Source organism: Microcoleus sp. B3-D2 (assembly GCF_036705345.1).
GTDB lineage: Bacteria > Cyanobacteriota > Cyanobacteriia > Cyanobacteriales > Microcoleaceae > Microcoleus.
Window position 1 is genome coordinate 35679 of sequence record NZ_JAUBUG010000044.1, and the last position, 26588, is coordinate 62266.

General features: G+C 45.2%; 26 protein-coding genes and 4 tRNA genes. 7 read left to right on the plus strand and 23 right to left on the minus strand.

The genetic code is table 11. The annotated features are described in order from the left end of the window. Positions 1–12 precede the first annotated feature (12 nt). From QUB14_RS17505 to QUB14_RS17515, 3 genes are all read right to left on the minus strand, one after another. On the minus strand, positions 13–873 hold the full coding sequence (locus tag QUB14_RS17505) for an EamA family transporter (RefSeq protein ID WP_333218349.1): 861 nt from the start codon (positions 871–873) through the stop codon (positions 13–15). Then, positions 870–1607 (minus strand): ABC transporter ATP-binding protein, encoded by a 738-nt coding sequence (locus tag QUB14_RS17510; RefSeq protein WP_333218348.1) that lies wholly within the window; start codon positions 1605–1607, stop codon positions 870–872. Before QUB14_RS17510 ends, QUB14_RS17505 begins: the two co-directional genes overlap by 4 nt. 281 nt (positions 1608–1888) lie before the next feature. Further along, positions 1889–2701: an ABC transporter ATP-binding protein gene (locus QUB14_RS17515; RefSeq protein WP_333218347.1), complete on the minus strand. Its 813-nt coding sequence runs from the start codon at positions 2699–2701 to the stop codon at positions 1889–1891. A 319-nt stretch (positions 2702–3020) separates the two neighbouring features. On the opposite strand from QUB14_RS17515, the gene QUB14_RS17520 reads away from it, so the two are divergent. After that, a complete protein-coding gene (locus tag QUB14_RS17520) occupies positions 3021–3887 on the plus strand; it encodes a HEAT repeat domain-containing protein (protein ID WP_333218346.1) in 867 nt (288 codons plus the stop codon). Between the two features lie 24 nt (positions 3888–3911). Continuing rightward, on the plus strand, positions 3912–4043 hold the full coding sequence (locus tag QUB14_RS17525) for a hypothetical protein (RefSeq protein WP_333218345.1): 132 nt from the start codon (positions 3912–3914) through the stop codon (positions 4041–4043). Positions 4044–4466: 423 nt separating this feature from the next. On the opposite strand, the gene QUB14_RS17530 is transcribed toward QUB14_RS17525, so the two are convergent. After that, positions 4467–5390 (minus strand): hypothetical protein, encoded by a 924-nt coding sequence (locus tag QUB14_RS17530; protein WP_333218344.1) that lies wholly within the window; start codon positions 5388–5390, stop codon positions 4467–4469. Positions 5391–6780: 1390 nt separating this feature from the next. Between QUB14_RS17530 and QUB14_RS17535 the strand changes: the two genes are divergently transcribed. Beyond that, positions 6781–8649 (plus strand): tetratricopeptide repeat protein, encoded by a 1869-nt coding sequence (locus QUB14_RS17535; protein WP_333218343.1) that lies wholly within the window; start codon positions 6781–6783, stop codon positions 8647–8649. A gap of 199 nt (positions 8650–8848) precedes the next feature. Here QUB14_RS17535 and QUB14_RS17540 read toward each other — a convergent pair whose 3' ends face one another. Beyond that, positions 8849–9484 (minus strand): L,D-transpeptidase, encoded by a 636-nt coding sequence (locus QUB14_RS17540; protein ID WP_039887571.1) that lies wholly within the window; start codon positions 9482–9484, stop codon positions 8849–8851. A gap of 673 nt (positions 9485–10157) precedes the next feature. Between QUB14_RS17540 and QUB14_RS17545 the strand changes: the two genes are divergently transcribed. Then, on the plus strand, positions 10158–10658 hold the full coding sequence (locus tag QUB14_RS17545; RefSeq protein ID WP_190657036.1) for an autotransporter: 501 nt from the start codon (positions 10158–10160) through the stop codon (positions 10656–10658). A 354-nt stretch (positions 10659–11012) separates the two neighbouring features. After that, entirely contained in the window at positions 11013–12359 is a 1347-nt protein-coding gene (locus QUB14_RS17550) for a sorbosone dehydrogenase family protein (RefSeq protein ID WP_333218342.1), read from the plus strand. A 65-nt stretch (positions 12360–12424) separates the two neighbouring features. Here the strand turns inward: QUB14_RS17550 and QUB14_RS17555 are convergent, their stop codons facing one another. The 6 genes from QUB14_RS17555 to QUB14_RS17580 all read right to left on the minus strand — a co-directional run bounded on the left by QUB14_RS17555 (position 12425) and on the right by QUB14_RS17580 (position 16364). Further along, positions 12425–12880 carry a DUF6575 domain-containing protein gene (locus QUB14_RS17555; RefSeq protein ID WP_333218341.1) on the minus strand — a complete coding sequence of 152 codons (456 nt, stop codon included), beginning with the start codon at positions 12878–12880 and terminating at the stop codon, positions 12425–12427. Positions 12881–12891: 11 nt separating this feature from the next. Further along, entirely contained in the window at positions 12892–13323 is a 432-nt protein-coding gene (locus tag QUB14_RS17560) for a hypothetical protein (protein WP_333218340.1), read from the minus strand. Positions 13324–13498: 175 nt separating this feature from the next. Next, complete coding sequence (locus tag QUB14_RS17565; RefSeq protein WP_333218339.1) at positions 13499–14065, minus strand: DUF924 family protein; 567 nt, start codon at positions 14063–14065, stop codon at positions 13499–13501. Positions 14066–14208: 143 nt separating this feature from the next. Next, positions 14209–14565 (minus strand): peptidoglycan-binding domain-containing protein, encoded by a 357-nt coding sequence (locus tag QUB14_RS17570; RefSeq protein ID WP_333218338.1) that lies wholly within the window; start codon positions 14563–14565, stop codon positions 14209–14211. Between the two features lie 129 nt (positions 14566–14694). Continuing rightward, positions 14695–15333, minus strand: a complete 639-nt coding sequence (locus QUB14_RS17575; protein ID WP_333218374.1) for a ThiF family adenylyltransferase — start codon at positions 15331–15333, stop codon at positions 14695–14697. A 203-nt stretch (positions 15334–15536) separates the two neighbouring features. Then, on the minus strand, positions 15537–16364 hold the full coding sequence (locus QUB14_RS17580; protein WP_333218337.1) for a hypothetical protein: 828 nt from the start codon (positions 16362–16364) through the stop codon (positions 15537–15539). 152 nt (positions 16365–16516) lie between these two features. Between QUB14_RS17580 and QUB14_RS17585 the strand changes: the two genes are divergently transcribed. After that, entirely contained in the window at positions 16517–16909 is a 393-nt protein-coding gene (locus QUB14_RS17585; protein ID WP_333218336.1) for a DUF4189 domain-containing protein, read from the plus strand. 143 nt (positions 16910–17052) lie between these two features. Here QUB14_RS17585 and QUB14_RS17590 read toward each other — a convergent pair whose 3' ends face one another. Continuing rightward, on the minus strand, positions 17053–17394 hold the full coding sequence (locus QUB14_RS17590; protein WP_190657022.1) for a hypothetical protein: 342 nt from the start codon (positions 17392–17394) through the stop codon (positions 17053–17055). 446 nt (positions 17395–17840) lie between these two features. On the opposite strand from QUB14_RS17590, the gene QUB14_RS17595 reads away from it, so the two are divergent. Beyond that, positions 17841–18095: a DUF433 domain-containing protein gene (locus tag QUB14_RS17595; RefSeq protein WP_333218335.1), complete on the plus strand. Its 255-nt coding sequence runs from the start codon at positions 17841–17843 to the stop codon at positions 18093–18095. Between the two features lie 168 nt (positions 18096–18263). On the opposite strand, the gene QUB14_RS17600 is transcribed toward QUB14_RS17595, so the two are convergent. From QUB14_RS17600 to QUB14_RS17650, 11 genes are all read right to left on the minus strand, one after another. Then, complete coding sequence (locus QUB14_RS17600; RefSeq protein WP_333218334.1) at positions 18264–19193, minus strand: hypothetical protein; 930 nt, start codon at positions 19191–19193, stop codon at positions 18264–18266. A 119-nt stretch (positions 19194–19312) separates the two neighbouring features. Continuing rightward, a complete protein-coding gene (locus QUB14_RS17605) occupies positions 19313–20752 on the minus strand; it encodes a hypothetical protein (protein WP_333218333.1) in 1440 nt (479 codons plus the stop codon). A gap of 211 nt (positions 20753–20963) precedes the next feature. Beyond that, positions 20964–21425, minus strand: coding sequence for a hypothetical protein (locus QUB14_RS17610; RefSeq protein WP_333218332.1), 462 nt, complete (start codon positions 21423–21425; stop codon positions 20964–20966). A 130-nt stretch (positions 21426–21555) separates the two neighbouring features. Next, a tRNA-Lys gene (locus QUB14_RS17615) sits at positions 21556–21628 on the minus strand. A 215-nt stretch (positions 21629–21843) separates the two neighbouring features. Beyond that, positions 21844–22044 (minus strand): hypothetical protein, encoded by a 201-nt coding sequence (locus tag QUB14_RS17620; RefSeq protein WP_333184028.1) that lies wholly within the window; start codon positions 22042–22044, stop codon positions 21844–21846. A 628-nt stretch (positions 22045–22672) separates the two neighbouring features. Then, on the minus strand, positions 22673–23635 hold the full coding sequence (locus QUB14_RS17625) for a GNAT family N-acetyltransferase (protein WP_333218331.1): 963 nt from the start codon (positions 23633–23635) through the stop codon (positions 22673–22675). 182 nt (positions 23636–23817) lie between these two features. Then, a tRNA-Lys gene (locus tag QUB14_RS17630) sits at positions 23818–23891 on the minus strand. A 136-nt stretch (positions 23892–24027) separates the two neighbouring features. Next, a complete protein-coding gene (locus tag QUB14_RS17635; protein ID WP_333218330.1) occupies positions 24028–24813 on the minus strand; it encodes an ATP-grasp domain-containing protein in 786 nt (261 codons plus the stop codon). A 116-nt stretch (positions 24814–24929) separates the two neighbouring features. Then, positions 24930–26159 carry an elongation factor Tu gene (gene tuf / locus QUB14_RS17640; protein WP_333218329.1) on the minus strand — a complete coding sequence of 410 codons (1230 nt, stop codon included), beginning with the start codon at positions 26157–26159 and terminating at the stop codon, positions 24930–24932. Positions 26160–26261: 102 nt separating this feature from the next. Then, positions 26262–26346: transfer RNA gene (locus QUB14_RS17645), tRNA-Pro, on the minus strand. Between the two features lie 55 nt (positions 26347–26401). Further along, positions 26402–26473: transfer RNA gene (locus tag QUB14_RS17650), tRNA-Lys, on the minus strand. Positions 26474–26588: the final 115 nt, after the last annotated feature.

Consider the following 26588-nt stretch of genomic DNA (forward strand, 5'->3'; position numbering starts at 1 on the left):
CGAAATCTCTACCTATAAACTGATAAATAAAACTCCCAAAATCATGATTCCCGCCCCTAAGAATCTTTGTTGAATATCTTTTTCCTTAAAAAGGAAATGACCGAACAATACACCCATTAACACGCTAGTACGCTTAATCGCAATCACTTGCACTACGAAAGCTAATGTCAAAGCTTGCATTTGAAAAATTATTCCAATAGCATTGATAAACCCCATAGCTGCTAGCATTGGTAATTGTTTGAAAATTTGTCGCCCTGGATTTGGGGTTTTGTGCAATAAAACTGGCAGTAGCAAAACACTCATGGTACCAAACAAAGAGAATACCCAAAAAATAGGGTTGGAATTTGTAACTCCTATTTTGTCAAAATTTGCGGCAATACTCCATAGTACTGCGACGATTAACATCAACTTGGGTCCGGGTTCATCCAGCAGTGCTTTGAATGGGGCTAAAGATCCTTTAGATTTCTCTTTTATATTTAATAAATAAGAGCCGGCTACGATTAGTAAAATGCCAATATAATCAAAAAAATTGGGATATTCACCGACAATTAACGGTGAAGTTACCAACATGAATAAGGGTGTCAAAGCTACCATCGGTAGTGTCAGGGATAAATCTGATAGTTTGATGGCTTTGATGTAGAGGAGGGCTGTGACAGCGTTGATGCTACCTCCGATTAATAGGGCGAGCCAAAATTGAGAGTTTAATGGCGGAATTCCTGTATATAATACCCAGGGAAGCAAACAGATGACTGAAAAAAATGAGAGAGACCAAGCGACGACATATTCGTCACTTTTTTTGAGGTTTTGTTTGCCAAAAACGTCTTTGACAGCTTCAAAAAAAGCGGTCAAAATTCCCAAAATTAACCAACTCATCCTAAATATGCGCTCCTGACTCGCTCGTCGTTTAGCAAATCCGTTCCAATACCTGTGAGGGTAATATTACCAGCTTCTAGTACGTAACCCCGATCGGCAATTTGCAGTGCTAAACTGGCGTTTTGTTCGACTAAGAGGATTGTAACGCCTGTTGAGCGCAGGTTTTGAATAATTGCAAAAATTTCTTTGACGATCGCAGGTGCTAAGCCTAAACTAGGCTCGTCTAATAATAGCAGTTTCGGGCGACTCATCAGAGCGCGGGCGATCGCCAGCATTTGCTGTTCCCCGCCGCTGAGAGTTCCTGCTAGCTGGCGGCGCCTTTCTGCTAGGCGCGGAAATATCTCAAATTGGCGCTCTAAATCGGCTTTTACTGCCGCCGAGTCCGATCGAATATAGGCCCCCAATTCCAAGTTACTCAACACCGTTTGCTGCGCCAAAACCCTCCGCCCTTCTGGACTGTGGGCGATTCCCAATTTCACAACTTCGTGAGCTTGGCGGCGGCTAATATCGCGCCCGCTATAAATAATTTGTCCTTGCCGCAAATTAACTATTTTAGAAATCGCTCTCAGGGTGGTACTTTTGCCCGCACCGTTGGCACCGATGAGACTGACAACCTCGCCTGCATTAATCGTGAGATTAATATTTTGTAGGGCTTGAATTCCCCCATAACTTACAGAAACATTTTTGAGTTCTAAGAGGATGTTTTGGGTGGTTTTGGGTGAGCTGTGTTGCATTTTGTGTGACTTGATTGTTGATAAAATTTTCTCTCTTTTCCCGCAGTTCGCTAGTCGGTTAGTCCGCGAGTCCGCCAGAGGTTTCAACCCCTGGCTCATAGCTGAATTCCTCTTAAGAGGACTGGGAGATACATTTAACAATAACTATTAATCTTACTCGTTTCCCCGCTCGGTCTGGTAACGCAGAACCAGAGGCTCGGCCTCGATTTTTTATGTTACCAAACGAGGCGGAGCCTGTAGATGTCGCTTCCCTGCCAGAGCCGGGGAAACATTTACAATTTCTACGTTTCATCTCCCAAATAAGCCTCAATCACCGCCGGGTCATTCCTCACAACAGCAGGTTCTCCCAAAGCAATAAGCTGACCGAAATGCAAGACGGCAATTCGATCGCACAACCCCATAACTAGCGGTACATGATGCTCGATCAATATTACAGTTAAATTGAATTGTTGGCGTACTTCTCGGATAAATTCGCTTAATTTGTGCTTTTCACTGGGATTCATCCCTGCTGCAGGTTCATCTAACAAGAGTATTTGCGGTTCTAAGGCTAAAGCGCGGGCAATTTCTAAGCGCCTCTGGTCGCCGTAGGGCAAGTTTTTGGCTTGTTCGCCCGCGCGATCGCCCAATCCGACTAAATCCAACAATTCTAAGGCTTTCCGCTGGGTTTGGCGTTCCATTGTGTTAGATGCTGGCAAGCCGAAAATCCCCGCCAGCACCGATAAAACTGGATTGCCCGATCGACTGTGGATGTGTCGGGCGATCGCCACATTTTCCACCGCAGAAAGTTCCCCAAACAACCGGATATTTTGAAAAGTTCTGGCAATACCTTTATTAGCAATTTGATAAGGCTTCAATTGGGAAATATTTTCATTTTGATAAATCAGGTTGCCGCTAGAAGCAGGTATCAGTCCAGTCATTAGATTAAATAGAGTTGTCTTGCCCGCGCCGTTAGGGCCGATTAATCCAAAAATTTCGTGTTTTTCAACTGTAAAAGATACGTTGTTTACAGCAATTAAACCACCAAAACGACGAGTTAATCCTTTGGCTGCTAAAACAGGATTGCTTGTTGAGAGGGTAAGGGGTTCGGAAATCATAAACACATCATAGAACGAATATAAGATATCTATAGCAATCCTCGCATCATTTGTAAATTTCTTACTCCCGAGCGAGCGGGTTCGGGGAGGGTTGGGGTGCGGTAAAAAATTTACGACTCCTGCAAGGATTCCTATAATTATGCCTGAGACGGCGGAATGTTCTTAAAGTGGCGCTTTTTAAGCAGTATTTAGGGCGATCGATTTCACCACAGACAAGCACAAATTTAGATCGTCCGGAGTCCTGAAACAGTTTGATGAGAATGTATACACAATTATTCAAATGGCTGAGACGGCTCATCAAATACAAGGATTCTGGCCCATGACGAAGCACTACCGACAAAGATTAGTTGCCGTAATTGCCCTGTCGTTTCTATCTTTCACATCCCCTTTGCTGTTGACTCGCAATGCTGCGGCTGGAATTAAGGACGAACCCACAGCTAATCCCAAACAGATTGCCTCCCTCACCGAGAAGTTAAAGAGTAACGATGAAACGGCACTTGATCCAGCTATTAAGCTGTTACGAAAAATAGGTGAACCAGCCATCCCTGATGGGATGGAAGCTTTGCAGGATCAGAATTTGTCAGTCGGCCAGAGTGCTGCTGAGGTTCTAAGACAAATTGCTCTTCCTGCTATTCCTGCCTTTGTCAAAACCTTGAAAGACTCAGATGTGCCGGTTGGTGCAGAAGCTAAAACTGCACTGCCGCAGCTAATTCTGTTGCTGAAAGACTCCGATGCAACTGTGCGTAGCCGTGCTGACTATGCTTTGGGAAGGATGGGTGCAGAAGCTAAAACTGCTGTGCCACACCTAATTCTGTTGCTGAAAGACTCCGATGCAACTGTGCGTAGCCGTGCAGCCAATGCTTTGGCAAGGATGGGTGCAGAAGCTAAAACTGCACTGCCGCAGCTAATTCTGTTGCTGAAAGACTCCGATGCAAAGGTGCGTAGCCGTGCAGACTATGCTTTGGCAAGGATGCGTGCAGAAGCTAAAACTGCTGTGCCACAGCTAATTCCCCTGCTTCAAGACTCAGATGTAACAGTGCGTAGCAGCGCAGCCTCTGCTTTGGGAAGTTTCGGTGCTGAAGCTAAAACTGCACAGTCACAGCTAATTTCCCTGCTTCAAGACTCAGATGTAACAGTGCGTAGTAGTGCAGCCTCTGCTTTGAATAAAATCCGTGCAAAAGCTTAAACTGCACTGCCGCAGCTAATTCTTTTGGTTAAAGACTCCTATCCAAATGTGCCTAGTAGTGGAGCCTCTGCTTTGGGGATGATTGGTGCAGAAGCTAAAACTGTTGTGTCGCAGTTAGTGGCTGTTGGCAAGGTGGAATTGAGAGTTAAATACTGACTGAATCGGCGCTGATTATAGCAATATGTACATTAGCCAACCCGACCCGGATCTTTGCAAACAAATCCATGTGTTTGATGAACAATGTCAGGCTTTTACTTTGATGAGGCCGGGAGTTGAGGGCGATCGGTGTTATTTCAAGAATGGTGTGCCGTCGCCAAGTCTGAGAGAAGGCAGGATTTATAGTGTAAAACCAAGGCGTTATAGAAAAACGGAAGCGGAATGTTCTTAACGTTTCCCTTTTTAAGCTAAACTTCCCTCTACGGGGAAGTTTAACTCAACTTCCGAAGCGATTACAGAATTTCATCGAGTAGAACACCACGGATGTAACCGTTCACGGGGTTTAAAGCCAGACGCGAGAAAATCGCAGAGTCCGATTAAGGTAAGCCAGTTACATAATTCCTAAACAAATCCGGTTACAGGTTACTTCTGCGGACTTGGAATCTTGCTGAGAAATAATTCCTTAGTCCGAGAATCGCGATCGTACATATGTATAACAGGAACAAGGCGATCGTCAACCATCACTTTGTCATCCTGAATATCCCAACATCTCTCATGATCTCCACACAGTGTGAGGACGGCACCACTCTTCAAATTATGTTTCACCGTTTGGTTACTGGGAAATTCATAGTTAATCACCTTATTGAACATTGCTTGATCTAGAGGCTTACGACGATGGCGTAGAGCCTCCACCACCATTAATTCAATTAATTGCATCATGAGATGGTTTCCTCCTAATACTGTCCCTGCACAGAGTATAGGTTTTCCCAACAGTTTTTCAAGAATTGTTTTTCCATAAACAGCATTCACCCATTCACTATCTACATTTTCGGGAGTGGGCGGCCCAAAATAAATACCTGCTTCTTCAAAAACGTGAAGCTTACTAGAGTCTAAGTCCTCGAAGGGAGAAGCTTGGAAAACAACATCACGCACATCTGAAGTCATAACCATTCGATAACTGGAGTTAACCTTAAGGAATGTATGGTAAGTAATCCACCGACCTGCTAGTGGATGAATCCAATTGGCAACCGTACTCCTATAATCCTCCTCTAAGTAGGTAGGGTTAGAGCCTGAACTTAGTCTAATTAAAGCTTGCAGTCCCACCATCTTTGCGTGATAGATGAGATTTAGGATTTTTGAGCTAGTAACCCACTTCCATACATTTTCAACTGGTATAAGGGTGATATTTTTTTCTAGAGCTACCTTTGCGAACTCATCCCCTAAGGCATTAATAAACACAACAATATCAACTTTATCTGGAGCGCAATGCTGACGAGTTGATGCAACGAACCTGTAGAAATCATCGAATTTACAGTTTGTTGCATAACCCATTATTAAGTCTTTCATTGTTTGTTACCTCAAAATCAGTAGATGTAAACACTCAAGATACTAACAAAGTCTTAATTGAGTCCGGGTATAGCCGTCTAACCGTTGACCCAAAACGCCTTCTGCGATCACCAAAAAGTTGGCAGAGCCACCAAGAATTGTGTCGCAGATATTGTGTTACCAATGTATAATAAATTATTCAGCCTAACATACCACAAATAACTCGTGTATGTCAACATCTTCTTACTGCCCGTCGTCATCTCCTTTTCTCGCTCGAATTAGGCGTACCACCCGACTCAAAAACCTGAGTGTTCGCATTTAAAAATGTTGCCTGCATTACATAATAAAATACCTTATAACTCTCCCCAAAAAACTCAAACCAACCGTCAGAGCGAGGTGAGAATATTTATTAATAAAAGCAGTGGGCGATCGTTATTTAGCAAAAATTATTTAGCAAAAATTTCCGGTGCAAAGGATACCGAATTTCTGCCACAAAAAATCACATCGCGTTATAATGTAACAATTACCGTACCGCCTGAATCTCCTTAACATCTCGCAGGGATAATTGTATAAAAATGTACATACCAGAGTCGCAGCCAACGCAAACAAAAGTGCTGCCGACGATGTACGCTCTACCAAGTGAAGACCCGGAGCACCCAGGCTTACCTGACGAATATCACCCTGGCAATCACAAAAGTTGTGAGACAGTGGCTTTCTCCCTAATTATCTAGCCTCGCGTATTCTCTAGTAGCGATATAAATCTGTACTACGAATCAAATCATCCCAAGTGGTACAAAACACCCGATTGGTATTTAGTTGTCGAAGTTTTGAGAGTTTACCGAGACAGAGACTTGCGCCAAAGTTACGCCATTTGGAACGAAGCCGTAACTCCTTTAATTGGCATCTAATTTCTGTCACTAGGTAGGCAAGATGAAGATTTGGGGCTGACAGAATCGGAACCAAACAAACCGCAGACTAAGTGGCAGATTTACGAGATAATTTTGAAGATTCGTTATTACTTTTTTTTAGGAAATACAAAAACCAATTGAGAGTATTTCGCTTAGTTGACAACCTTTACCGCGAACAAGTGTTAACAGGTGCTCGATTCTGGATACTGGAAATAAAGTTGAGTTTTGGTTTGCGGTAAGGTTCTTTTTTGGAACATCAGAGGTTGTGGCTGCGCTAGTATGATGTTAATGGCAATTTAGCTCGGACTCCAGAAGAATTTGCAAGACAGCGAGCTCAATTGGAAAGGCAGCTAGCCGAATCGGAAAGTCAGCGGGCAAATCCATTAGCCGATCGACTGCGAGCAATGGGCATTAATCCAGATGAGCTGTAAAATTAAGTAGCAGCATGAAATGGTGCAAGCTGCAAGCGCTGTCCATAAAAATTTATTAACTAAAAATAACTTATGCCTGAATCTACCTCACTGCGCGATCGCTACCTAGCCCTAATCGACAAAATTGTCGAAATCACCCTCAAAGGTCAAATTCGCTCCAAAGAACAAGTTTATCAAATGCTGGTGCAAGACATTAGCACTGGTACTGGCGAAATCTTTGAACGCTGTTTCGGCGAACGCCTTGATGCCGCAGAAAATCAAGTCAGAAATGAAAAAGACGAAATCAAACAAGCAAAGGCAAATCGCACCCTCCGAGCTCTCAAAACCATCCAAGGAGAATGGGAACGCTGGCAGAAAGATAACCGCGTCGATCGCGCAATTGCATCCTCAATCCAACAAATCGTTACTGCCGAATCTAACGCCCGCCTCCTGGCATTATTGCAAGTAATCGATCCGAATAAAGAACATCCGCTGACTCTGGCTCAATTGCAGCAATTGGCAAAATCTCTGCACCAACAAATGCTGCAAACTGCCAATCCCGAAACCGAACAAGATTTGCAGCAAATCACCGCCGGCATCGCGAAAGGTTTAGAATCTTGGCAGCGGTTGGAACCGGAACTCGTGGGCTGGATTTATCAGCCGCAGCAGCTAGGATTTGCCGGGAGTCCCGAACAAAATGGGCCTTGGGCTTTTTGGGCAAAAAAAGTTAACAGTCCCTTCCCCCAGGCTCTTTTGAATACTATTGCAGTCGGTGAATCTGTAGTTCAATTCGCAGCCCAGCAATCGAATTTAGATTTAGGCATATTGGTGGAAGCGGCGATTATTTTGCAGTGCTTGCAGCGGGCGTTGGCGACATGGTTTGACAAGCAAGTTTACGATTCCAAAGTGTCAACAAAAGCTTCAATTTCTACTTACATTACTTTTGCGGTAATTTGGAGTCAGCTAGCTAGTGGGTTTAATAATTCTACCAAGAGCGGCGAGCAGTTGGCAAATGCTTGTTTTCAAGTAACTTTGCAAATTTTGCGCGCTTTTTCTCAGCGAGAATATTTTCCGCTTTACGGGGGAATTTTTGCTTCGTTTGATGGTAAAGCCCTGCGGCATACTTTGGATTATTTAGACGAACCGCTGCGGCGAGTTGAAGGCACTCAAGCAAAAGCTCGGATTCTGACGCTTTTGGGTTATTCGATGCAGGCGGCTGGGGCCTACGAGCGATCGATCTTGTTGCACAAGCAAGCGCTGGAAATTGCCCGTACCGAAGGAGACAAAGCTTGCGAAGTTGCCAATCTCAATCACATCAGCCGCAACTATGTTGCTCAAAAAAATTATCAGGAAGCGATTAATTACAGCCAGCGGGCTTTAATTATGGCACGACAAGCGGGAGAAAGGCAAGGCGAGGCAAATGCCCTGGCTAATTTGGGTTACAGCGAAGTGTTTCAAGCGCGGCAGTTGGAGGAGGTGGAACCGGAGGTTTACGAGAGTGCGATCGGTTATTTGGAACAAGGTTTGTTGCTATCGGAAAAATTGGGCGATCGCCAAAGTCAAGCTTTTTGTTCCAGCAGTCTCGGTATTGCTAAAATCGCCCTGGAAAATGCTGAAGCTGCGATCGAATATTTGCTCAAAGGTTGGCAAGCGGCTCAATTCTCAGGGGATTTATATTTGCAAGGTCTGAATTTGGCTTACTTGGCTCAAGCTTATTACAGAATCAACTCACTAGAAAAAGCGATATTTGCGGGCAGTTTGGGGATGTATACTTTGGAACAAATTGGTGCGATGGAGTGGCGTCAATCGGCGGGTTTGTTGACAATTTTGCGCGGTCAAATGGGGGCGGAATCTTTTAAACAATCTTTGGCTAAAAGTCGAGCGAATATCATTCCGGCGATCGGTGTTGACGGCTACGATTACATCCCGGAGTTGCTGGAAAAATATCAGCAATCTATTTAACTCTTTGTTGTGGAACAGGCCGGAAAGCCTGTTGCTGACAGAAGTTTAAGGTGTAAGTTCTAACTCACCAAAAATCACCATTATCAATCAGTATTTCATGGGCGGGCTCTCCTGCCCACCCCACAACCAAATTTAAGTCTTTGTGGAACAGGCCGGAAAGCCTGTTCATGTGTTTTTCTGCACCCCAACCTCCAAATAATTAATGCTCAACTATCACCGGTGTGCCAACTGCGACTTTCTCAAATAAAGCCTGTGCGTCTTTATCAAACATTCTGACGCAGCCGTGAGAAGCCGCCCCCCCGATCGACTCTGGATTCGGAGTACCGTGAAAACCAATCACATTCTTGCCATCCGTCCAAAACCCCATCCACCTACTCCCTAATGGATTGTCGGGCCCAGCAGGAATAAGTTCTCCTGTCCAAGGATTTTGCCAAACTGGATCTTTGATCATTTGCATAACTTTAAAATTGCCTGTAGGAGTTTCCCACCCGCCTTTTCCCACAGCAACCGGGAAACTGGCTTGCACCTTATTTTGTCGGTAAACATAGACGCGGCGTTCTCGCAATTTCAGCACTAAACGCACTTCCTCAATAGGATTTACCGCAGGTTTTGGTTCCTGGGGAATATAACGAAATGGTTCTCCCAGGGGCGGCAGTTCTGGGGTTCCGAGATTCGGCAATTTTGTCTCGGATGTGGGCCGCTGCGCTGCGATCGCACTATTACTTGAATTAGCCACCACTTCGGCAGTCGCCTGCTGCTGTAGGCCGACCGACAGCGCGGCTGCACTCAAGCTCAGTACAATTAACTTGTTAAACAAAAATTTGCTCTTCACCATTGTTTTGTTCGCTAAACTCCTCACCAGCAGTTCCTACAAAGTTCCTATCTAATTATCCGCCAACCGCACCCGATCAGAAAAATTTTGAGATGGCTTTTTGACTGCAACTGCGCTGCACAGTTGTTAGTTGAAATTACACCACTGATAACTTGTAACTCAACACAAAGCTTAGGCAATAATACTACGAAAAAAACAAGGTTTTTATAAGTGGCTCAGTGGACTTACGCAAGAGAATGTCGTGAGAAAACCCGCTTTATGCGTAAATATTGCCAGAAAATGATTAAATTATACCTCCGACTAATTTGATTTTTTAGCCATGACCGACTGGCGATCGAGTATTCAAACTATGGCGCTCCTGCATCCTGCAAGCACAATCTGTCTTTGGGTAGAGTTGCCCCCAGCAACAGTTAGGTTGGCGGAAAAAAACTGCTACGGTCGATCGAATAAACTCAATATATCACGGCAACACTCTAGAGATGCAAACCGCTGAACTTGTTGTAAATCGGGAACTTATGATGTAAAATTTAGTCTTTCAATACTTGTTCGATAATCTTTTTTTGAGATTGTCATAAATTTCCTACTCTGGGGATTAAACTGGATTAGGTATAGAGGTTGGGACTTTCGCGCAGCGGAAGCAAACCCGACCCTGAATAGCAGTTAATGTGAGGTTTCAATGCGTCTTCAGAACATCAAATTATTGACAGGTGCAACACTGTCGGTGGTAATTTCGGCGGTCTCAGTAAATCCTGCGATGGCTAACCCTGCAACTCAAATAGCCCAAACGCAAACCACCACAACAGCAAACGCTAGAACCATTGTCGGTTTTGTCAAAAGTATTGTTGGTGATGTAGTAACTATTCGCGAAGAAAGCGCGCCGTACAGGACTCTCAGGATTCAAAGATGCGTCCTGAGAATTATTGGCCTCGTACCGGGAATGAAAGTCAGAGCCACCGTCGCCGGATCTCAGATACAAAATATCGCGGTGATCCCCGATTATAAGGTTGTAGCCACAACGGTTGCTCGTCCCGCAACCCCAGCACCGGCACCGCGTCCGGCCCCAGAACCGCCACCGCGTCCGGCTCCTCGTCCGGCTCCGGCTCCGGCTCCGATTCCTGCTCCCCGTCCAATTCCGGCTCCGGCTCCCCGTCCGGCTCCTGTGAGAGGACTTTGGTAGAGCTAGGTTATACCATTTTAGATTTTCGATTTTCGATTTTCGATGGGAATGACCAAAAGCAATGTGGTCACCAGCCCCGTGATTCATTCGTGGAGCGAGAAAAAAGCTCGAATCCGGATCGCAAGCCCTCGGAGTTATCAGTGGGGTCGCTTTCTTCAATCTAAAATCTAAAATCTAAAATCTAAAATTGATTGACTGATCAAGCTCAAAGTTGGAATCACAGGTCTACAGTTGCATTCTTTTTTGCAACTGGTATCAGTAAATCGAATTAAGCCACCGCGCCGGCGGTGGCTTAGCTGTTTAATACCAGTTAGAATAATAGAATTGTCCAGCAATTGTTGAGAAATCGCTGCTATGTATTACCTGCGTTTCTTGCTGCTAATTCTGCTGTTGCCGATGATTGCGTGCGATCGAGCTACAGATGCGATCGCCCCTGCTGTGGGCGACAGCGGCCCCGTGTCGCAAATTCCCTCCCGTGCACCGCTGGCAAATGTTGGGACAAATCAAATTGTACCGACCAAACCGCTTTCGCCGCAGCCAATCCGCATTGTTGCAACTTCTTTGCCGCGGCCAGGAGCCAGCGATAGCGCCTCAAAACCTCCTCAAGTAGTACCGATTCCCGCATCGCCAGTGCTGCAAGTCCCTCCTGGCTTTGTCGTCAACGTTTTTGCTGACAATTTAGACGCTCCGCGATGGCTGGCTTTGACGCCGACAGGCGATGTTTTGGTAACAGAAACCCGGCAGAATCGGATTACGCTGTTGCGGGATGCCAACCGCGACGGCGTTGCTGAGGTTCGCAAAACTTTTGCAAGTACCCAAAACGGTTTAAATATTCCTTTTGGCATGGCTTTTGCCGATCGCTATTTTTTCCTCGGAAATACCGCTGAAGTCCGCCGATTTCCCTACACAAAAGGGCAGGAACAATTGAGTGGTGCCGGTCAAAAAATTGCCGATTTACCGGGCGGCGGCTACAACCAACACTGGACGCGAAATGTTGTCGTTTCCCCCGACAAGAGCAAGCTTTTCGTATCAGTTGGCTCGCAGTCTAATGCCGATGTCGAGCCGCTGCCGAGGGCGTCTGTTCAAGTGATGAATTTGGACGGCAAGAACCAGCAAATTTTTGCTTCCGGTTTGCGAAATCCGGTGGGATTGGATTTTCACCCAACAACGAATCAACTCTACACAACAGTCAACGAACGCGACGGTTTGGGAGATGATTTGGTGCCGGATTACTTCACAAGAATTCGTCAAGGCGAGTTTTACGGCTGGCCTTACGCTTATTTTAAGCCGAATTTGCTCGACCCGCGCCACTCCAGAAACGGCAATAGCGATCGACCTGATTTAGCGGCTAAAACATTAATGCCGGACGTGCTGTTTCAGGCGCACTCGGCGGCTTTGGGGCTTCAGTTTTACGACGGCAAAACGTTTCCCAAAAGATTTCTCAACGGGGCATTTGTGGCGTTTCGCGGCAGTTGGAACCGGAACGCTGGAACTGGTTATAAAATCGTGTTTGTACCTTTTAATGCGGCGAACGGACGCCCTCAAGGTTACTATGAGGATTTTCTGACGGGTTTTCTCACAGATCCGTCGGGCCCGAAAACTTGGGGGCGGCCGGTTGGTTTGCTGGTTTTACCTGACGGGAGTTTGCTGTTTACTGAGGAAGCGAACAACCGGATTTATCGGGTGCAGTATCGCGGCTGAGGATTGGGCGATGGATTAGATCCCGACTTCTTCAAGAAGTCGGGGATCTGGTTGTTTAGTCAGCTTCAAACCTTGCTAAGTTGAGATTCACCGGAAAGCTTTTGAAAAATTAATAACCTATCTTCTTCCGCAGTTTCGCGATTTAAATCAGACAGTTCGTAATAGGAATCTGTTTCGGGCAAGTAGATTGCCGGTAAATTCTCAGGCAGGATTAAATAAGTGTTTTTCACCTGTAAATCCTTGTCTATATCTAATGAATATAGAAATCCGTCAACAGGATTTACAATTAACTCGTGCAATGAAACTTGTCCCTCTATGTAAAGCTTGAGAGTTACTCGTGCAACTCTGAAAACCAACCAGCGATTGTACAAATTATCTACATCGCACCAAGAATAAAGATAGCTATCGCCGTATTCATTCTCAAAAAGCGATAGCAGGGGGCCGTCGAAATACTCTAAAGTGACTATGCTTCTGAGAGATAAAGGAAATTTACTTAGTTTAAATCCTATTAATTGTTCCATTTTTTTGTACCTTACAATAAACAAGATGTTATTACAAATTTTGCTGCTAAATCAGCAGTAGCAAATTCATGTAGGCTCAAGTGACCGTTATCATCTATTTTGGAGACAACTCCATCTGTCTTGTCGATCGAGCCTGCTGCTATGTGAGTCCCCAGAGAATCGCGGAGTTTTTTTCTTTTTTTTGTTAGTTTTAAATAACGTTTTTCGGCATTTTCCTTGGTATCAAATAATGATAGCGCATAACCTTGACATCTGGTTGCTTCTGTTTCTGGTTGTAGGTTGCGCTGCGGAGTTATTATCAGCACTGGTTTAAAGTTATTAATAGATCGTTCATCATTGGGTTCAAATACAAATCTAAAAGCCAGCATTTCTTTAGGTTCATAGTCCTGTGGCGGGCATTGAGTTGAAAGCTTATCTATATATTCTTGGTGTTTGAAACACATATTGATAATTTTAGTAGCCGATTTGATTTTAAATTTTAAATGTTAGCAGAAAATCGCTATTTTTTATATCAATTGTAATCCGTGCTTTTGGCTGTAAAATCAGTGGGGCATTCCTCTTAACTATAGTATTTTTAAGTCTGTACAGCAAATAACCTAAAAATTTTGCGATCGCGCTTTAAAATCCAGAACCGGGTTGTCTCAAAAACTCTGCTTCTTCGGGGGTTGTTTCGCGACCGAGAATTTCATTGCGGTGGGGAAATCTCCCAAAACGCTGGATTATTTCCAAATGCTGCATCGCGTATTCAATGAATGAATCGCTGTCAGGTTCGCCGCTGAGTTGGCTAAATAGTTCGACAGATTTTTGCTGGTTTTCTAAGTTTTCGCTGTGTTCAAAAGGCAGATAAACAAATAATTTTTGTACAGTAAGCAATTCGCGCTCGAATTTATTATTAATAGCGTATTCGGCGGTGGCTAAAGCTTTGCTGTCTGTGGCGAATGCTTGGGGCGTTCCCCGAAACATATTACGCGGAAATTGATCGAGCAGTATAATTAATGCTAGGCAGTTTTCGGGGGAATCTTGCCATGAGTCGAGTTGACCGGAGGCGGCGAGTTCGTATTGCGACAGAAAGCGCGATCGCACTTGGGCGTCAAAATCCGCATCTTTTTCAAACCATTTCTTTTGGACTTTGCCAAACTCAGGAGAGTTCGATCGACCAAACCAAAAATCTAAAACTTCATTCATTAGCAATCTAGTATGCGATGGATTGTTGATTAAAGTTTCTGTGTCTGTAGTTGCACAATATGCGCTATCTGTCCAACTACAAACCGCAGCGATTAATGATTAGCAATGATGACTTAGGAACCTTTGTTGTCCGGTGCTTAAATTTACAAACTAGCAAACAGTCTGTCCCAAGTTTTGCCTCCCACAACTCCGTCTACAGGAATATCCGCTTGTCGCTGAAATCTTTTCACTGCATTTTCGGTTGTCGGACCGAAAACGCCATCAATTACAATCGGGTGTGGGGACAAGCCCCGCGCGTTCAACAACTTTTGCAGTTTCTTAACATCGTGCCCTTTCGAGCCGCATTTTAAAATCCTTTTATGGTGTCTCACTGCTGGTCGATGGCAATCATCAGTGTAGCAAACTGCGGAGCTCGCTGCATAGTTTGCTCTACTTGTTCCCGTCAAAACTAATAGGGCGAGAACTCCTAGTAAATAATAAAAAGTCTGCGATCCGGCCATATTTTCCCTGTTAATTTTTCAAGCGTTTTTTGCAAGTTGGACGATTGTTTGAGGGTGAGAAACCGGGTTTATAGGATGGGGGCATCCAATCTTGATTGACCGGGTTTCTGGCAACAGTCAACCGACATTCTACAATATAAGTGGCTTTACTGCAAAATCTCCGATCGTGCAAGTTAAATTTTGTTGCTCTTTGGTAGCAGCAAAGGTAACAATTACTTCGCAAGCAACTGCAACTGTCAGCATTACCAAGTTTCGCGCCAGCGGGTAATCGCAAACGTCATCATTCACCGCTGAAGGAACCCGATAGTGTTGGTTCCAAATTATTTCAGAGTAATCGGCAGCTAATCCGACGTGTACGCAGGGAAGAGAGACACTGGCACAGTAATCCTTGACTGCTTGCCGCCCGACACTGTTATCAAAAGTATCGATGACTGTGGCGCTGTTTGCCAGCAGCCGATCGGCATTTGCGGGTGTCAATTCTTTTGAGTGCGCGTCAATGCTGACTCCCAAAGCGCGGTAGAGGTTGTTGGCGAGAATTTTGGCTTTGAATGCGCCGATGTCCGATCGATAATAGGGTTGAGTGGAAAGGTTGCGTTCCTCAATGCGATCGCGATCGATGACTTTTAACTGACAAAAGCCCGATCGCGCCAGACTTTCTGTAATATTCGCACCCAAAGCGCCCGCCCCGCACACCGTTACCGGGAAATTTTTGATCTGCGACATCACTGCGGCACTTCTGTAAAGTTGTTCGTGAAAAAATATACTCATGGTAATTGGGAATTGGGCATTGGGCATTGGGCATTGGGCATTGGCCATTGGGCATTGGGCATTGGCCATTGGTTATTTCTTGATTATTTTTTATTAGAAAAACCAGGATCAACTAACAATTAACAACTAACAACTGACAACTGACAACTAACTATTAGATATTCCCCGATGTCCGATGCCCCATGCCCAATTCCCCATTCCCATTATCTATCTTCGACGACTCCAACCAATGAATGCAAGTCGAAGTCTTTGTCCAATCCGCTGAGACAAATCCCCGCACTCATAACTGTCAAGTCATTTTTGGCGATCGCAGAAGTGTGGTGTTCTCCCGTTCCGCTAGTCCATTCAACCAGCCAATAATTTTCGCGATCGAAAAAATCCCGCAATTCACCGCCTCCCATTTTCAACGCCCGCTGCAAGCGCTTTTCTTCCCGCACTTTCGGATCGAAATCTTTAATATTTCGGGACACCAATTCGTAAACAGTTCGCATTTCCGGTGTCATCCCTTTAAAGCGAATTTCTTGAGGCAAAATCAACTTTTTTAAAGCTGCTTTTAACTTCTCAGAGGGCAGCGGATCGGCGCGCCTGTCAATCTCTTCAAACCACAAACAATGACCATCCCAGCGCGCAACAATCGGCTCAAACTGCGAACCTTCTGTTACTAAATGAACTGGTACGGGTTTGGCAACACCCGTGCGCTGTTTAGCATCAGATTCGTTAACAGGATAAGCCAGCCAAGTTTGCCCTTGCAGCAGGCAAGCCAACTGCAAGCGAACGGGTACGAGCAGTTGCAAATACTCGGCTACTTGCGGCAAACTCGGTTCCTCAATCACCGCAGCAAATTTCTCATTGACTGGCCCAAAAATAGCCCATCCTTCAAAGTTGCGCGGCTGCGGTTGAAAAGTATAAACCATTGAGCTAACCCGTATCCGCACGCTTCCCCCCTGCACGCAAGGAGCCAGGAATTGGGTATCGAGTAGGTGCGCTTCTTGGGCCGCGAGTTTGCTGATAATTTTGCGAATATCTGCCACTGAATTGACCTCCGTAATCTTACTTTTTTTACCGACAGAACTTTTAATTTAAGCAAAAATAAAGCTTTGTAAACACTCTTGACACGAATCATTACCCTAATATAATATTGAGCGAGCATCCAATTTTAATCTTGTAGATCTCTCCAGTAAATATGCTGCAAAAGCTCTTTTCTAAGTTGGTTGTATTGACAGCTTTAACACTTCCGACTTTTGGATCAACCGAGGTAGCTAAAGCTCAGAACACCTATGGAGCTACTGCTTATTCTCCGACTTCTGACGCCACTGGTATTAGTTGGGATTATGCTACAGAGAAAGAAGCACTAAAGGCAGCAGTAGCTGTCTGCAATAAACAAAGCGAAGGTGCTAACGATTGCAAAGCGCTGACCTCTAATAGCAATAATTGTGGAGCGATCGCAGTAGGCAAAGGAGGAGCAGGTGCGGGCTGGGCCGGCGATAAAGCAGCAGCAGAAGCTCAAGCTCTCGCCGGTTGCAGCGAACTAGATGGCGGCAACTGTAAAGTGCAGCTTTCAGCTTGCAACAACTAATTAAACGGATCAAAATCGGTGGAAGAGGTGTATATGTGGGCTGCTAAAGCAGCTTAAAAAATAGTAAATGTATGGTGTGCATTGCACACCATACCAAATACAACTCAGCTAAAATGAGGGTACGCAATGCACACCCTACGCAGTTAATCTCCTACTTCGGAAGTAACTGCATCGGGTGGCAGCAAACTTTCTAATCTATCTTTAGACCAATATTCAGTAGGGTAAGCAAGTGCAATAATATCAGAGAGTCGAATCAGCCACGTAACTTGCCCGTAAGCATCGAGATGTTCCGCCTGTTCGTTAGGGGGAACTATCACCAAAAGTTCCACAAACTCCCCGAACAAATTAGTCGGGATGCCGCCGAAACTACTATTATTTGTTTTAATCCAAACTTTACTGCCTCGATCGAGAGCTTCTTGGAGTCGCTGGCAGAGCAAACTGGATTTTTTGAGCTGGGATTTTTTGGCTTTCGACTTTTTTCCCATAGTTTTAAGAAGTTAAAGTAGTTGTATTGTGGGTTGCACAGTTCGTTGCACAGTTCGTTGCACAGTTCGTTGCACAGTTCGTTGAGATTTAGCGCGATCCTCTTCGAGGGCTTCGCTAACGCAGTTTGGTATAGAAACGGACTGGAGCAAAAAGGTCTATCGCCCCGTCGCTACCCCATCACTCTAGTCTATAAGAAAGCGCTGTACTGCGATCGTAATAACAATTTAATCGCAAAATGGGGAAATGACACCAGCTCAAAAAAAATGCCACTGTCGCCAAACCCCAAACCCTGGTTGTCATCAGTGATTCCCAATCTAAAATCTCAAATCTAAAATGGTATTACCTGCCGTATCATGTTACACAATCAGTCAACAAGGCCCGTGTTTCCACTGTGTCCAAATGCAGTATAATCGGCGGAATCTTCCCCAATCGTTTAAGTAAAACAATGGACTGGCGAAACCTCCTTCATCCAAACCCGAAAGCTTCAACAACTCAACCAGCAGCACCAGAAACTCGATTATCTGTAGAATTTTTGCTGGGACTCTTTGCTGCGGGATGGACTCAACAGCAAGTGTTAGAGAAATATCCTGCACTGACTTCGGAAAAGTTGCGGGCTGCTTTAGCTGCTGCGGATTCAAAATTAGTGTCATCCATCGCTAATCCAGAGTTACTAGAAATTATCGCTCAAACGAAAGAATAATTGAAAATAGGTAAAAAGTTGTCGCTTGAGGATATTGAGGGAGATGTTTGGGAGTAAACAGCGATATTAAATCTCAACTTCCCCCTAAATTTTCTTTAACTCTTTCCCGAAACTCCAACACCGCCTCAAGGCGATCAGGTTGCTCCACATAATCTGAATTTCGCTTGCTTATTGGTTTGGCCGAACATACAACTCTAATTTGAGGATGCGAGAGTAGATTTGCCTAATAATATCCTCAATCTCGTTGCTCTTTTGCTCCAAATCTGCATCAAAAGCACCGTCGTGCAAAATTTTGCTCCGAATGTCATAAGCTTCTTCAACCGTAGAAACTGCATCTAAATTTTCAGGAAAATGTTCCTTGACAAGGCGCCTAATCGCTCGAGAAACTGATTCCTGCTTTAGTTCGTTAATCCGACCTCTGAGTGACGATTTAATATCGTCTGGAATAGAGGTAGTGTTTAATTGATCGACAAAACTCTTCACTAACTCTTTAAGTTCTGATATCTCATAAGCTTCTTGCTGGGCGAGTGGTTCAAGGGAAGAAACCAGTCCAACAAATCGAGTACGCTCAGTAGTTTCGAGTCTGGCAGATGCAAACAGCTCCATTGATACTAAGAGTTTTTCATCAACATCAATATTAGCTGAAAATATTTGGTTGACAAGCTCCACCATTCTACTGCTGTTCATAACCACGGTGGCACTTGCCGTTGCCATACATCCACTTCCGCTCTCTTGGGTACGATCGTATACCATACAAGGTCGTGGAGTATGATAATCAAGGCGAAGTGGATGCTTCCTTGATACGGCTTCCCATAGCAGAGCCAATGAGAGCTTTAATCCCTTCTGTTCAGCTTCAGCCGCCGTCGCAAATCCTTCCACGTATACATCTAGTTTTTGCGGCTGTTGTCTCCCGAACTGGCTCTCATCTTGTAATGGTGATATACGGACAATAGACTTATCATCAACTAGGAGGCACGCTTCACCATTAAAGCCTAATTCATCTCCTACATCCAAGATGATTCCAACCTTTGCTCCGTAGGGGTGACGCTTTGGACTTTCATCAATTATTTGTCTGGGTTCAGGTTTCTTTGTGCTCATTAGGTGTTTGCCAAAATGATAGAGCATTTAAATATTGAGCGCTACCTGACAGGGTGACAACCCCGTCAGGTCTATGATACCCTAAAAATAAGTAAGGTGCCCACGGAGCACCCTACAATTTACTTATCATCCCTCACAGGCAGGGACGTATCCAGAATTTCCATCAACAATTCCAGCCGCGAAGGACGACTCAACATCGGCACTAAATTCGGCAAGGAGTAGTAATCGCCCGAAAACGTAAAGGTTTCCACCGATACTTGTTTGTCCTTCAATTGCTTCTGGACATATTCGCACCAAGCACCAACTCGCACAATCACAACATCAGGAATTACCCCCAAACTGCGGCAGTAATTCTGATAAGCATCTGCAAAATAAGGTGCAGCGTTTTCGCCTTCATCTGTTACCATAATGAATTGCTCGACAACCTGCTTTTTAATTCGCATTGCTTCCACCGCGCAACCGCAACTTGTGCCGCCGCCAGCGCGAATGTGCTTGAAAGCGCGTTCCCAGTCTGTCAATTCGCTGCCGTTTGCTTGCACTGGATACGGCATCGTGTCAAAAGCATAAACGAACAGTGCAGCCTCGGAAATGCCGGAAATCAAGGCAGCTAGACGCTTACCGATTTCGATCGCACTTTCCATCGAACCCGACTTGTCAATCAACAAACCCGTTGCTTTCGCAATCTTGCCGCGCTTCTTCACCTGTTCGTTTGTCACGGCTTCCAGCTTCGCCGCCGTTGCTGCGTCGAAGTTCGCGCCCGCGCCCGCAACACTCGCTTTGTAAGCAGAAACCCGATCGCACTTTGCCGCTTCATCCAGCTTCGAGTCAATCAACTGCTTGACTTCGGCGTGATCCATCGCGCCGCGCGACTGAATCGATTTCAAATTGTTGATGACTTCCTGCGGCGACATCGAGTTAATCAGCGCGGCCAAAACCGTTGGCGTTAGCTGTCTGATCGCACCAACTGCGATCGTATACGGAATCTTGTACTCAACAATCAAATTCGCCTGTTCCGCAGGTGTCGCCGCCTTGGCCAACTGCTTCAAAACGAATGCCAGAGAGTCTTCCGGCGGATTGTCTTTAAACAGAATAGCATTAGCGCGATCGCTGGGCTTGACGTGCAGCGCTGCGTACAAATGCTTCATCGCCTTGCGGTTGCGGAGGGCGGCGCGATCGAAAAACTGTGCATTCTTTTCCCGCGATTTCAGATAGCGAGTGACAGCAGTGCGCGCGCTGCGGGGCACCTTATTCTGGTGCTGCTTCATAAAGTCCACAATCCGTGAAACCTCGTAGGGAGGGAACTCTTGCAGCATCATAAAACCGGCCTCTCGGTGTTCCGTCAGCGCCGAAGTCAGCAAATTTCCGGCAAAAACTTCCTTGTGATCGCGCACGTCGCCGTGACGTTGATACCACACCGCTAAATGACCGTAAAAAATCGGGTCTAATTCGATAATTAACTTGTGAATTTCTGCTACTTTTTCTAATTGGCGGTGAGGAGTTGTAAGCAGACTGTTGAGCATTTCCAAACGCAAATCGCGCTCTGCTGTATTCATATTCATTGGTGTTACCTTCCTATTCGATTTTGGATTTTGGATTTGAGAAGTATTCAAAATCGGTGGTTGGCAGTTGTTGCACGCTAGCAAGTGAAATTTAAAAATCACCGCGCAAGTTTGGGGAGCTTTTTTTTAGTAAACCTATGGCTAAACCTAATAGGGTCTGTATGTAAGCTCTCGCGATTGGGGCGCGGCAAAAACTGCGATTTTAAATTAACTATTTCAGGGAAACTGTTTCTAATTCGATCGCTCTCAAGTCTGGTTCAACCCAGCTATTTCGGGCTTCCCAGGACATCAGGCGATCGCGCGTGTAGTAGCGAAATGGTAAAGTGCGATCGGCATATTTTGCAATCAAACCGTTAGCCAGATGTACGATCGATCGATTTTGGCTTTCATCGGCGAGATACCGGCGAATAGTCCGCACCCAAAACAGCGTTAGTGTTTCGTGATACCCGCTGTTTTTTGTGGTTTCAATTCCTTGAGCCGAGTTGTAACGTTTAATGCCATTGCGAATCGCATTTATCGCTTCTTGCTCTGAGTCATAACACAGATACCAAAGGGCAACGGTTAAATGTGCTTCGTGCGTCCATTGACTTCGCGACAGGTTGCCTTCTTGGAAGGCATGAATCAGACTGTCTATCTCCTTGGGCGATCGGTAAATTGCCAGTTTTTTTCTCATGGCTAATACCCAATTTATTTTTGAGGACGGAAGTCTTCAATACAAACAGGATTACTTAATTATTATCCTGAATTAACAACAAGAGTTTATAGCGCCTAAAAGGTCACTTCGCGCAAGTCAAGAAAGCCGTTGGCACATACGCAGGAGTTGAACCCGCGACCAGTTCCTTAAGAGGGAATTGCTCTACCAATGAGCTAGTATGTAAGCTTCCTTTGTTGGGGCGCGAAGTGGAACTTTTAAGCGCCGGATAGATATAAAAAATTCAGCTATAAAAGACAGCGCACAAGTCAGAGAAGCTTTTCTTTAGCCTCTCGGCAGGTAGGAATTGAACCTACTATTCGATTTTAAGTCGAACGTTTCCAGTTTGTAAGCTTCTTTAGTTGGGGTGCGCTGCCTAATACGTGCTTTCAGTGAATTTCTAGCCGTAAACAGCTTCGGGGCGGACAATTAAATCACCGCTGGGACGGCGATCGAGAACGTAAGACTCGAAGCGAGATCCCTTGACATCAAAATGATTTGCCAGACGTTCCTTAATAGCCTTGTCGCTCATTCCTGCCGCGATACCCAGTTGGTTTTCTGCCAGGTCATAGGAACGTCCTTCAAAACGAATGTGAACCATTACCGATACCTCCTAGAGCAATTTTGGATTTTGGATTAGTAGCTTATCTGCTCTCGACTTTGGCTTTTTGTGAGACTTAGCAAATTGCCAGTATCGGTAAAGATTCACGAAATCTGATAATCTTTACTGAAAGAAGCGTCGTTCTAAATGATAAGCTTGTTTGATCTTGCGGATTTCCTCAGCCTTTTTGGTTGATTGAAATCTGGCTGAACTTGTCTGTTCTGAATCCGCATCAAATTCGTTGAAATTAGACTGATTTCGTACAACATCTGACTCTGCCCGAGTCAGCTTGTAACCGAACAGTCTCGTATAAAGTAACAACATGACCATCGAGTCTATATTACAAGACTTTCACATTTATGTTCGTTGAAATTTTGAGCAATATTTAGTTGTCAAGGTTCAGAATTTGCACGAAAAATACAGGTTTTTGCTTGTCCTGCGCTTTCCATATTTATATGCTACATCTATACTACACAGGTGTCAAGGGGGTAGCAAAAGTTTTTTAGATAAAACTTACACGAGTGGCGAGAAACCTGGTTTTTTCAGGAAAATGTTTCGTTTCTACCCGCAGATCCGGTAAAAAACCGGGTTTCTTGGGTCGGAGTGCGATCGCCAACTGTAACATCGATCAAACATCCTTAACATAGGAAATGCTGTCGCGAATATTGTGGAAACCAGCAGACTCGTAAAGTCCCATCGCACCTGATGAATTTTCAGCATCGACGCCGAGAATAGCAGTAGCGACACCGGCAGCTTTCAGTCGATGCAAACCAGCCAGCAACATCGCTCGTCCCAATCCCATTTTGCGGAAGCCGCGCCTAGTGCCGAGACAAGCAATCCAGCCTTCATTGCGCCCGGTACGATCGCACTCTTGCACACTAATCTCGCAGTAACAAAAACTGACAAATGTGCCGTCATCAGCAACAGCAATCAAGTCTAAATCATTTCTGTAATCGGGTTTAGCTAACTCGTGGTTATATTTATCCACCGTTAAATCGTGATGATTCCAGTGATCGATAAACGACTGGTTGAACATTTCTACCCAAGCTGCTGCATCCTGTTCGCCGGGGAACTGACGCAGGGTGAAACCTTCGGGGAAGTGCGGTTCTGGGATCGGTTCAGAGAGCGATCGCGCCATTCGGCAAAAATAGCGATCGACCTTAAAACCGCAACTTCCCAGCACAGAAATGCGATCGCAATCCTCAGCCCGAGCGTAGGTTCGCAGCTTCACGCGCCCGCCCCGCATCGCAGACACCTCGCGCATCCGCACTTCACCCCAGGCGATCGCGGCTGCTTCCACATCGCCTCCGCGCGCGTAGGGGTGAACGCGAAACCACAGCCAACCGTCAATTACTTCCCCTGGTTCAGAAATCCACAACCGAGCGAAACCGATTAATTTTCCCTCCACATCTTCCCAAAGGCGGATATCGCGGGCTTTGTCTAGGGACGGTTGGTTAAATTCTTGTTCTAATTCCGAGATGGAAGTACCTTCATCGAGCCGATCGACTTCTTCGCAAGTATTGATTAAATGGGCGATCGCATCTAAATCGCGATCGCCTGCATAGCAGCGCCCTGAGAGATTTGCCATCATAGCTAATCACCATTTCCTGTTGTTATTCAGTTTAAAAATAGCTTGGGCGATCGCACTTTTATCGATCGGATGAGCCGATCGGTCGATCGGCATTCAAAATCAGACAACGCAAACACCCAGGCGCATCGAACCGCTACAGCAGTTGACTGCACTCGTGAGTTTCGATAAATTCAGGTTCAGGATGGGAGTAGAAGGACTTGAACCTTCGACCTTGAGATTAAGAGTCACCTGCTCTAACCAACTGAGCTATACTCCCGCATCTAAGCTAGTGTAACACAACCGTTCTGAAAATTCAACTATTTTGGTAAAAATTTGTGGCGATCGCCCTTACTCCAATATTTAATTTAAGTTTGAGCCCCCTGATTCCACATTTGATTTAAGCGCGATCAACCTCAAGAACCTCCCCAGAGTTGTGCAAAACGTTCGGCTGACCATCCCACCAAATCGGATACTTGCCCATCTCCAATCTCGACAATTCGCTTGACTCCATCTTGGCGCTCTACTGCATCCACACAGAAAAACTTGCTGTGAATTCTTGCAGCACATTCCCTCACAATCTCAGGGATTTCTTCGCCCTCACAAGCAGCAAACAGTTTGCCGCGTACAGCGAAGTAACGCTTTTCGGATTCTACAACAAAATCCTCGACAAGTCGCACACAAATCCCACCTTCTATTGTTCCTCGAAACTTTTGCATCTGGGCAAGAATCGCTCTAATTTCTGATGGGTGTTCAATAACTGAACCGGCTGAGGTTTTGAGAGACTTAACGTAATCTTTGATAAAAAACCTTTCCCAGCCTAATGTTCTCAATTCGCTTTCCAAATCATCATCAATGGTGTAAAACTTTGTTACTGGGGTTAAATCGGCGATCGCAGGATACCAATTTGGCAGATAGTGCGTTAATAAATACTCAGCTTGAGAGGTAAAGGGAAAAGCTCCTGCCTTCTCTACAGCATTAACCAACAATTCGTATTCCAAGGGTGAAAGCATCCAGCCTCTGTAAACTACTTCTGAGTTTTGGGGGAGCGGCGGGCTGATTTTAGGTGAATTGTCCCCCAAGGATTCTAAGCAAATAGCCGCCGTGTTGAATCCTGCTTTATTAAGCGATGCAGCTTGGTCGATGTACATCTCATCAACCTGTTTTGGATAGAAGTAATCGCTAGGGAAAAGAAATATCATGACAGCTTTATTATTGGTACATAATCTTACAAGAATATGAGTAATTGTACATAAATAAATAATGAGTAAGGTGGACTTTTGCCCACCCTACTGATTCTAATTTGTTCCGAAAGCGTCTACTTCAGAATTCGGGAGACGACACCGGCGCCCACAGTGCGATTACCTTCGCGGATGGCAAAACGCATATTTGGTTCGATCGCGATCGGCTGCAACAACTTCACAGTCATATTAACCCGATCGCCCGGAACTACCATGTCGAGCGCGCTGCCGTCATCAGCGGTAAAAGATGCGATCGTACCTGTAACATCCGTTGTCCGCACGAAGAATTGAGGGCGATATCCCGCAACAAAAGGAGTTCGGCGGCCGCCTTCTTTTTCCGACAGCACGTAAACCTCAGAATCGAATTCAGTGTGAGGTTGAATTGAACCGGGTTTAGCAAGCACCATACCCCGTTCAATTTCGTCTTTTTGGATACCGCGAAGCAACAAACCGACATTATCTCCAGCCATTCCTTCATCTAGAAATTGCTGGAACATTTCAACACCGATAACAGTTATCGTGCGAGTGTTTTGGATTCCCACCAATTCCACAGTATCGCCGACTTTGATTTTACCCCGCTCGATTTTGCCAGTTGCGACAGTTCCCCGACCTTTGATCGAGAACACATCTTCAACAGCCATCAGAAAAGGTTTGTCAATATCGCGATCGGGCGTAGAAATCCAGTCATCTACCGCATCCATCAAATTGTAAATGCCATCAACCCACTCATCCTCGCCGCGGTGTATTTTCGGATTAGCAGTCATCTTTTCCAGCGCTTTCAGTGCCGAACCTGCGACAATTGGAATATCATCGCCGGGGAAACCGTAAGAACTGAGAAGTTCGCGAATTTCTAACTCGACCAACTCCAAAATTTCCGCATCGTCCACCATATCTTTCTTATTCAAAAAGACAACCAACTTCGGCACTCCCACTTGCCGCGCTAACAAGATATGTTCGCGAGTTTGAGGCATGGAACCATCGGCAGCCGACACGACGAGAATCGCACCATCCATTTGAGCGGCACCCACGATCATGTTTTTCACGTAATCAGCGTGACCCGGACAATCAACGTGAGCATAATGGCGATCGCCCGTTTCATACTCAACGTGAGCCGTATTAATCGTGATTCCCCGCTGTTTCTCTTCCGGTGCAGCATCGATTTCATCGTACTTTTTAGCCTTGGCCCGACCCTGTGCAGCCAGCGTCATTGTAATCGCCGCTGTTAGGGTTGTTTTGCCGTGGTCAACGTGACCGATCGTACCGACATTCACGTGGGGTTTGTTCCGTTCAAATTTGGTGCGTGACATTACATTTGATTCTCCTCTAAGAGTTGTTTTTGGTTTCTAATCATGAGTTTTGAGTCCTTAGCCTGTTATTGATGACTAAGGACTGATGACTAATGATTAAAAAGGAAAGTGGAGGAGTCGAACCTCTACAGCTTTCGCTCTACGCTGGTATTCCCAACCAGTTGCTGTCCACACAGCCGCACTTTCCAACTTTTTGATTTTTAACCGCAGATAAACGCTGATTAAGGCAGATAGATTGAAAGTGGGTGGTATAGGAGTTGAACCTATCTGGTACCGGTTAAAAGCCGGGTGCATAACCGCTTTGCTAACCACCCTTAAAAATTCAGCGTTTGTGTAATTCCTAAAAAATTATTAGACCTCTTGCAAAATAATTTTATGATATAATGAAAGATTTTGCTGAGAGTTGATTGAATCCCAACTCCTAACTTA

Excerpts from the sequence above, each read along its gene's own strand:
- QUB14_RS17620 (WP_333184028.1), bottom strand. The coding sequence starts at position 22,044 with ATGGTTCACATTCGTTTTGAAGGACGTTCCTATGACCTGGCAGAAAAC.
- QUB14_RS17545 (WP_190657036.1), top strand. The coding sequence starts at position 10,158 with ATGCGTCTTCAGAACATCAAATTATTGACAGGTGCAACACTGTCGGTG.
- QUB14_RS17575 (WP_333218374.1), bottom strand. The coding sequence starts at position 15,333 with ATGAGTATATTTTTTCACGAACAACTTTACAGAAGTGCCGCAGTGATG.
- QUB14_RS17520 (WP_333218346.1), top strand. The coding sequence starts at position 3,021 with ATGACGAAGCACTACCGACAAAGATTAGTTGCCGTAATTGCCCTGTCG.
- QUB14_RS17540 (WP_039887571.1), bottom strand. The coding sequence starts at position 9,484 with ATGGTGAAGAGCAAATTTTTGTTTAACAAGTTAATTGTACTGAGCTTG.
- QUB14_RS17510 (WP_333218348.1), bottom strand. The coding sequence starts at position 1,607 with ATGCAACACAGCTCACCCAAAACCACCCAAAACATCCTCTTAGAACTC.
- QUB14_RS17590 (WP_190657022.1), bottom strand. The coding sequence starts at position 17,394 with ATGGGAAAAAAGTCGAAAGCCAAAAAATCCCAGCTCAAAAAATCCAGT.
- QUB14_RS17565 (WP_333218339.1), bottom strand. The coding sequence starts at position 14,065 with ATGAATGAAGTTTTAGATTTTTGGTTTGGTCGATCGAACTCTCCTGAG.
- QUB14_RS17595 (WP_333218335.1), top strand. The coding sequence starts at position 17,841 with ATGGACTGGCGAAACCTCCTTCATCCAAACCCGAAAGCTTCAACAACT.
- QUB14_RS17530 (WP_333218344.1), bottom strand. The coding sequence starts at position 5,390 with ATGAAAGACTTAATAATGGGTTATGCAACAAACTGTAAATTCGATGAT.
- QUB14_RS17550 (WP_333218342.1), top strand. The coding sequence starts at position 11,013 with ATGTATTACCTGCGTTTCTTGCTGCTAATTCTGCTGTTGCCGATGATT.
- QUB14_RS17625 (WP_333218331.1), bottom strand. The coding sequence starts at position 23,635 with ATGATGGCAAATCTCTCAGGGCGCTGCTATGCAGGCGATCGCGATTTA.
- tuf (WP_333218329.1), bottom strand. The coding sequence starts at position 26,159 with ATGTCACGCACCAAATTTGAACGGAACAAACCCCACGTGAATGTCGGT.
- QUB14_RS17605 (WP_333218333.1), bottom strand. The coding sequence starts at position 20,752 with ATGAATATGAATACAGCAGAGCGCGATTTGCGTTTGGAAATGCTCAAC.
- QUB14_RS17535 (WP_333218343.1), top strand. The coding sequence starts at position 6,781 with ATGCCTGAATCTACCTCACTGCGCGATCGCTACCTAGCCCTAATCGAC.
- QUB14_RS17570 (WP_333218338.1), bottom strand. The coding sequence starts at position 14,565 with ATGGCCGGATCGCAGACTTTTTATTATTTACTAGGAGTTCTCGCCCTA.
- QUB14_RS17515 (WP_333218347.1), bottom strand. The coding sequence starts at position 2,701 with ATGATTTCCGAACCCCTTACCCTCTCAACAAGCAATCCTGTTTTAGCA.
- QUB14_RS17555 (WP_333218341.1), bottom strand. The coding sequence starts at position 12,880 with ATGGAACAATTAATAGGATTTAAACTAAGTAAATTTCCTTTATCTCTC.
- QUB14_RS17610 (WP_333218332.1), bottom strand. The coding sequence starts at position 21,425 with ATGAGAAAAAAACTGGCAATTTACCGATCGCCCAAGGAGATAGACAGT.
- QUB14_RS17585 (WP_333218336.1), top strand. The coding sequence starts at position 16,517 with ATGCTGCAAAAGCTCTTTTCTAAGTTGGTTGTATTGACAGCTTTAACA.
- QUB14_RS17560 (WP_333218340.1), bottom strand. The coding sequence starts at position 13,323 with ATGTGTTTCAAACACCAAGAATATATAGATAAGCTTTCAACTCAATGC.
- QUB14_RS17635 (WP_333218330.1), bottom strand. The coding sequence starts at position 24,813 with ATGATATTTCTTTTCCCTAGCGATTACTTCTATCCAAAACAGGTTGAT.
- QUB14_RS17600 (WP_333218334.1), bottom strand. The coding sequence starts at position 19,193 with ATGAGCACAAAGAAACCTGAACCCAGACAAATAATTGATGAAAGTCCA.
- QUB14_RS17505 (WP_333218349.1), bottom strand. The coding sequence starts at position 873 with ATGAGTTGGTTAATTTTGGGAATTTTGACCGCTTTTTTTGAAGCTGTC.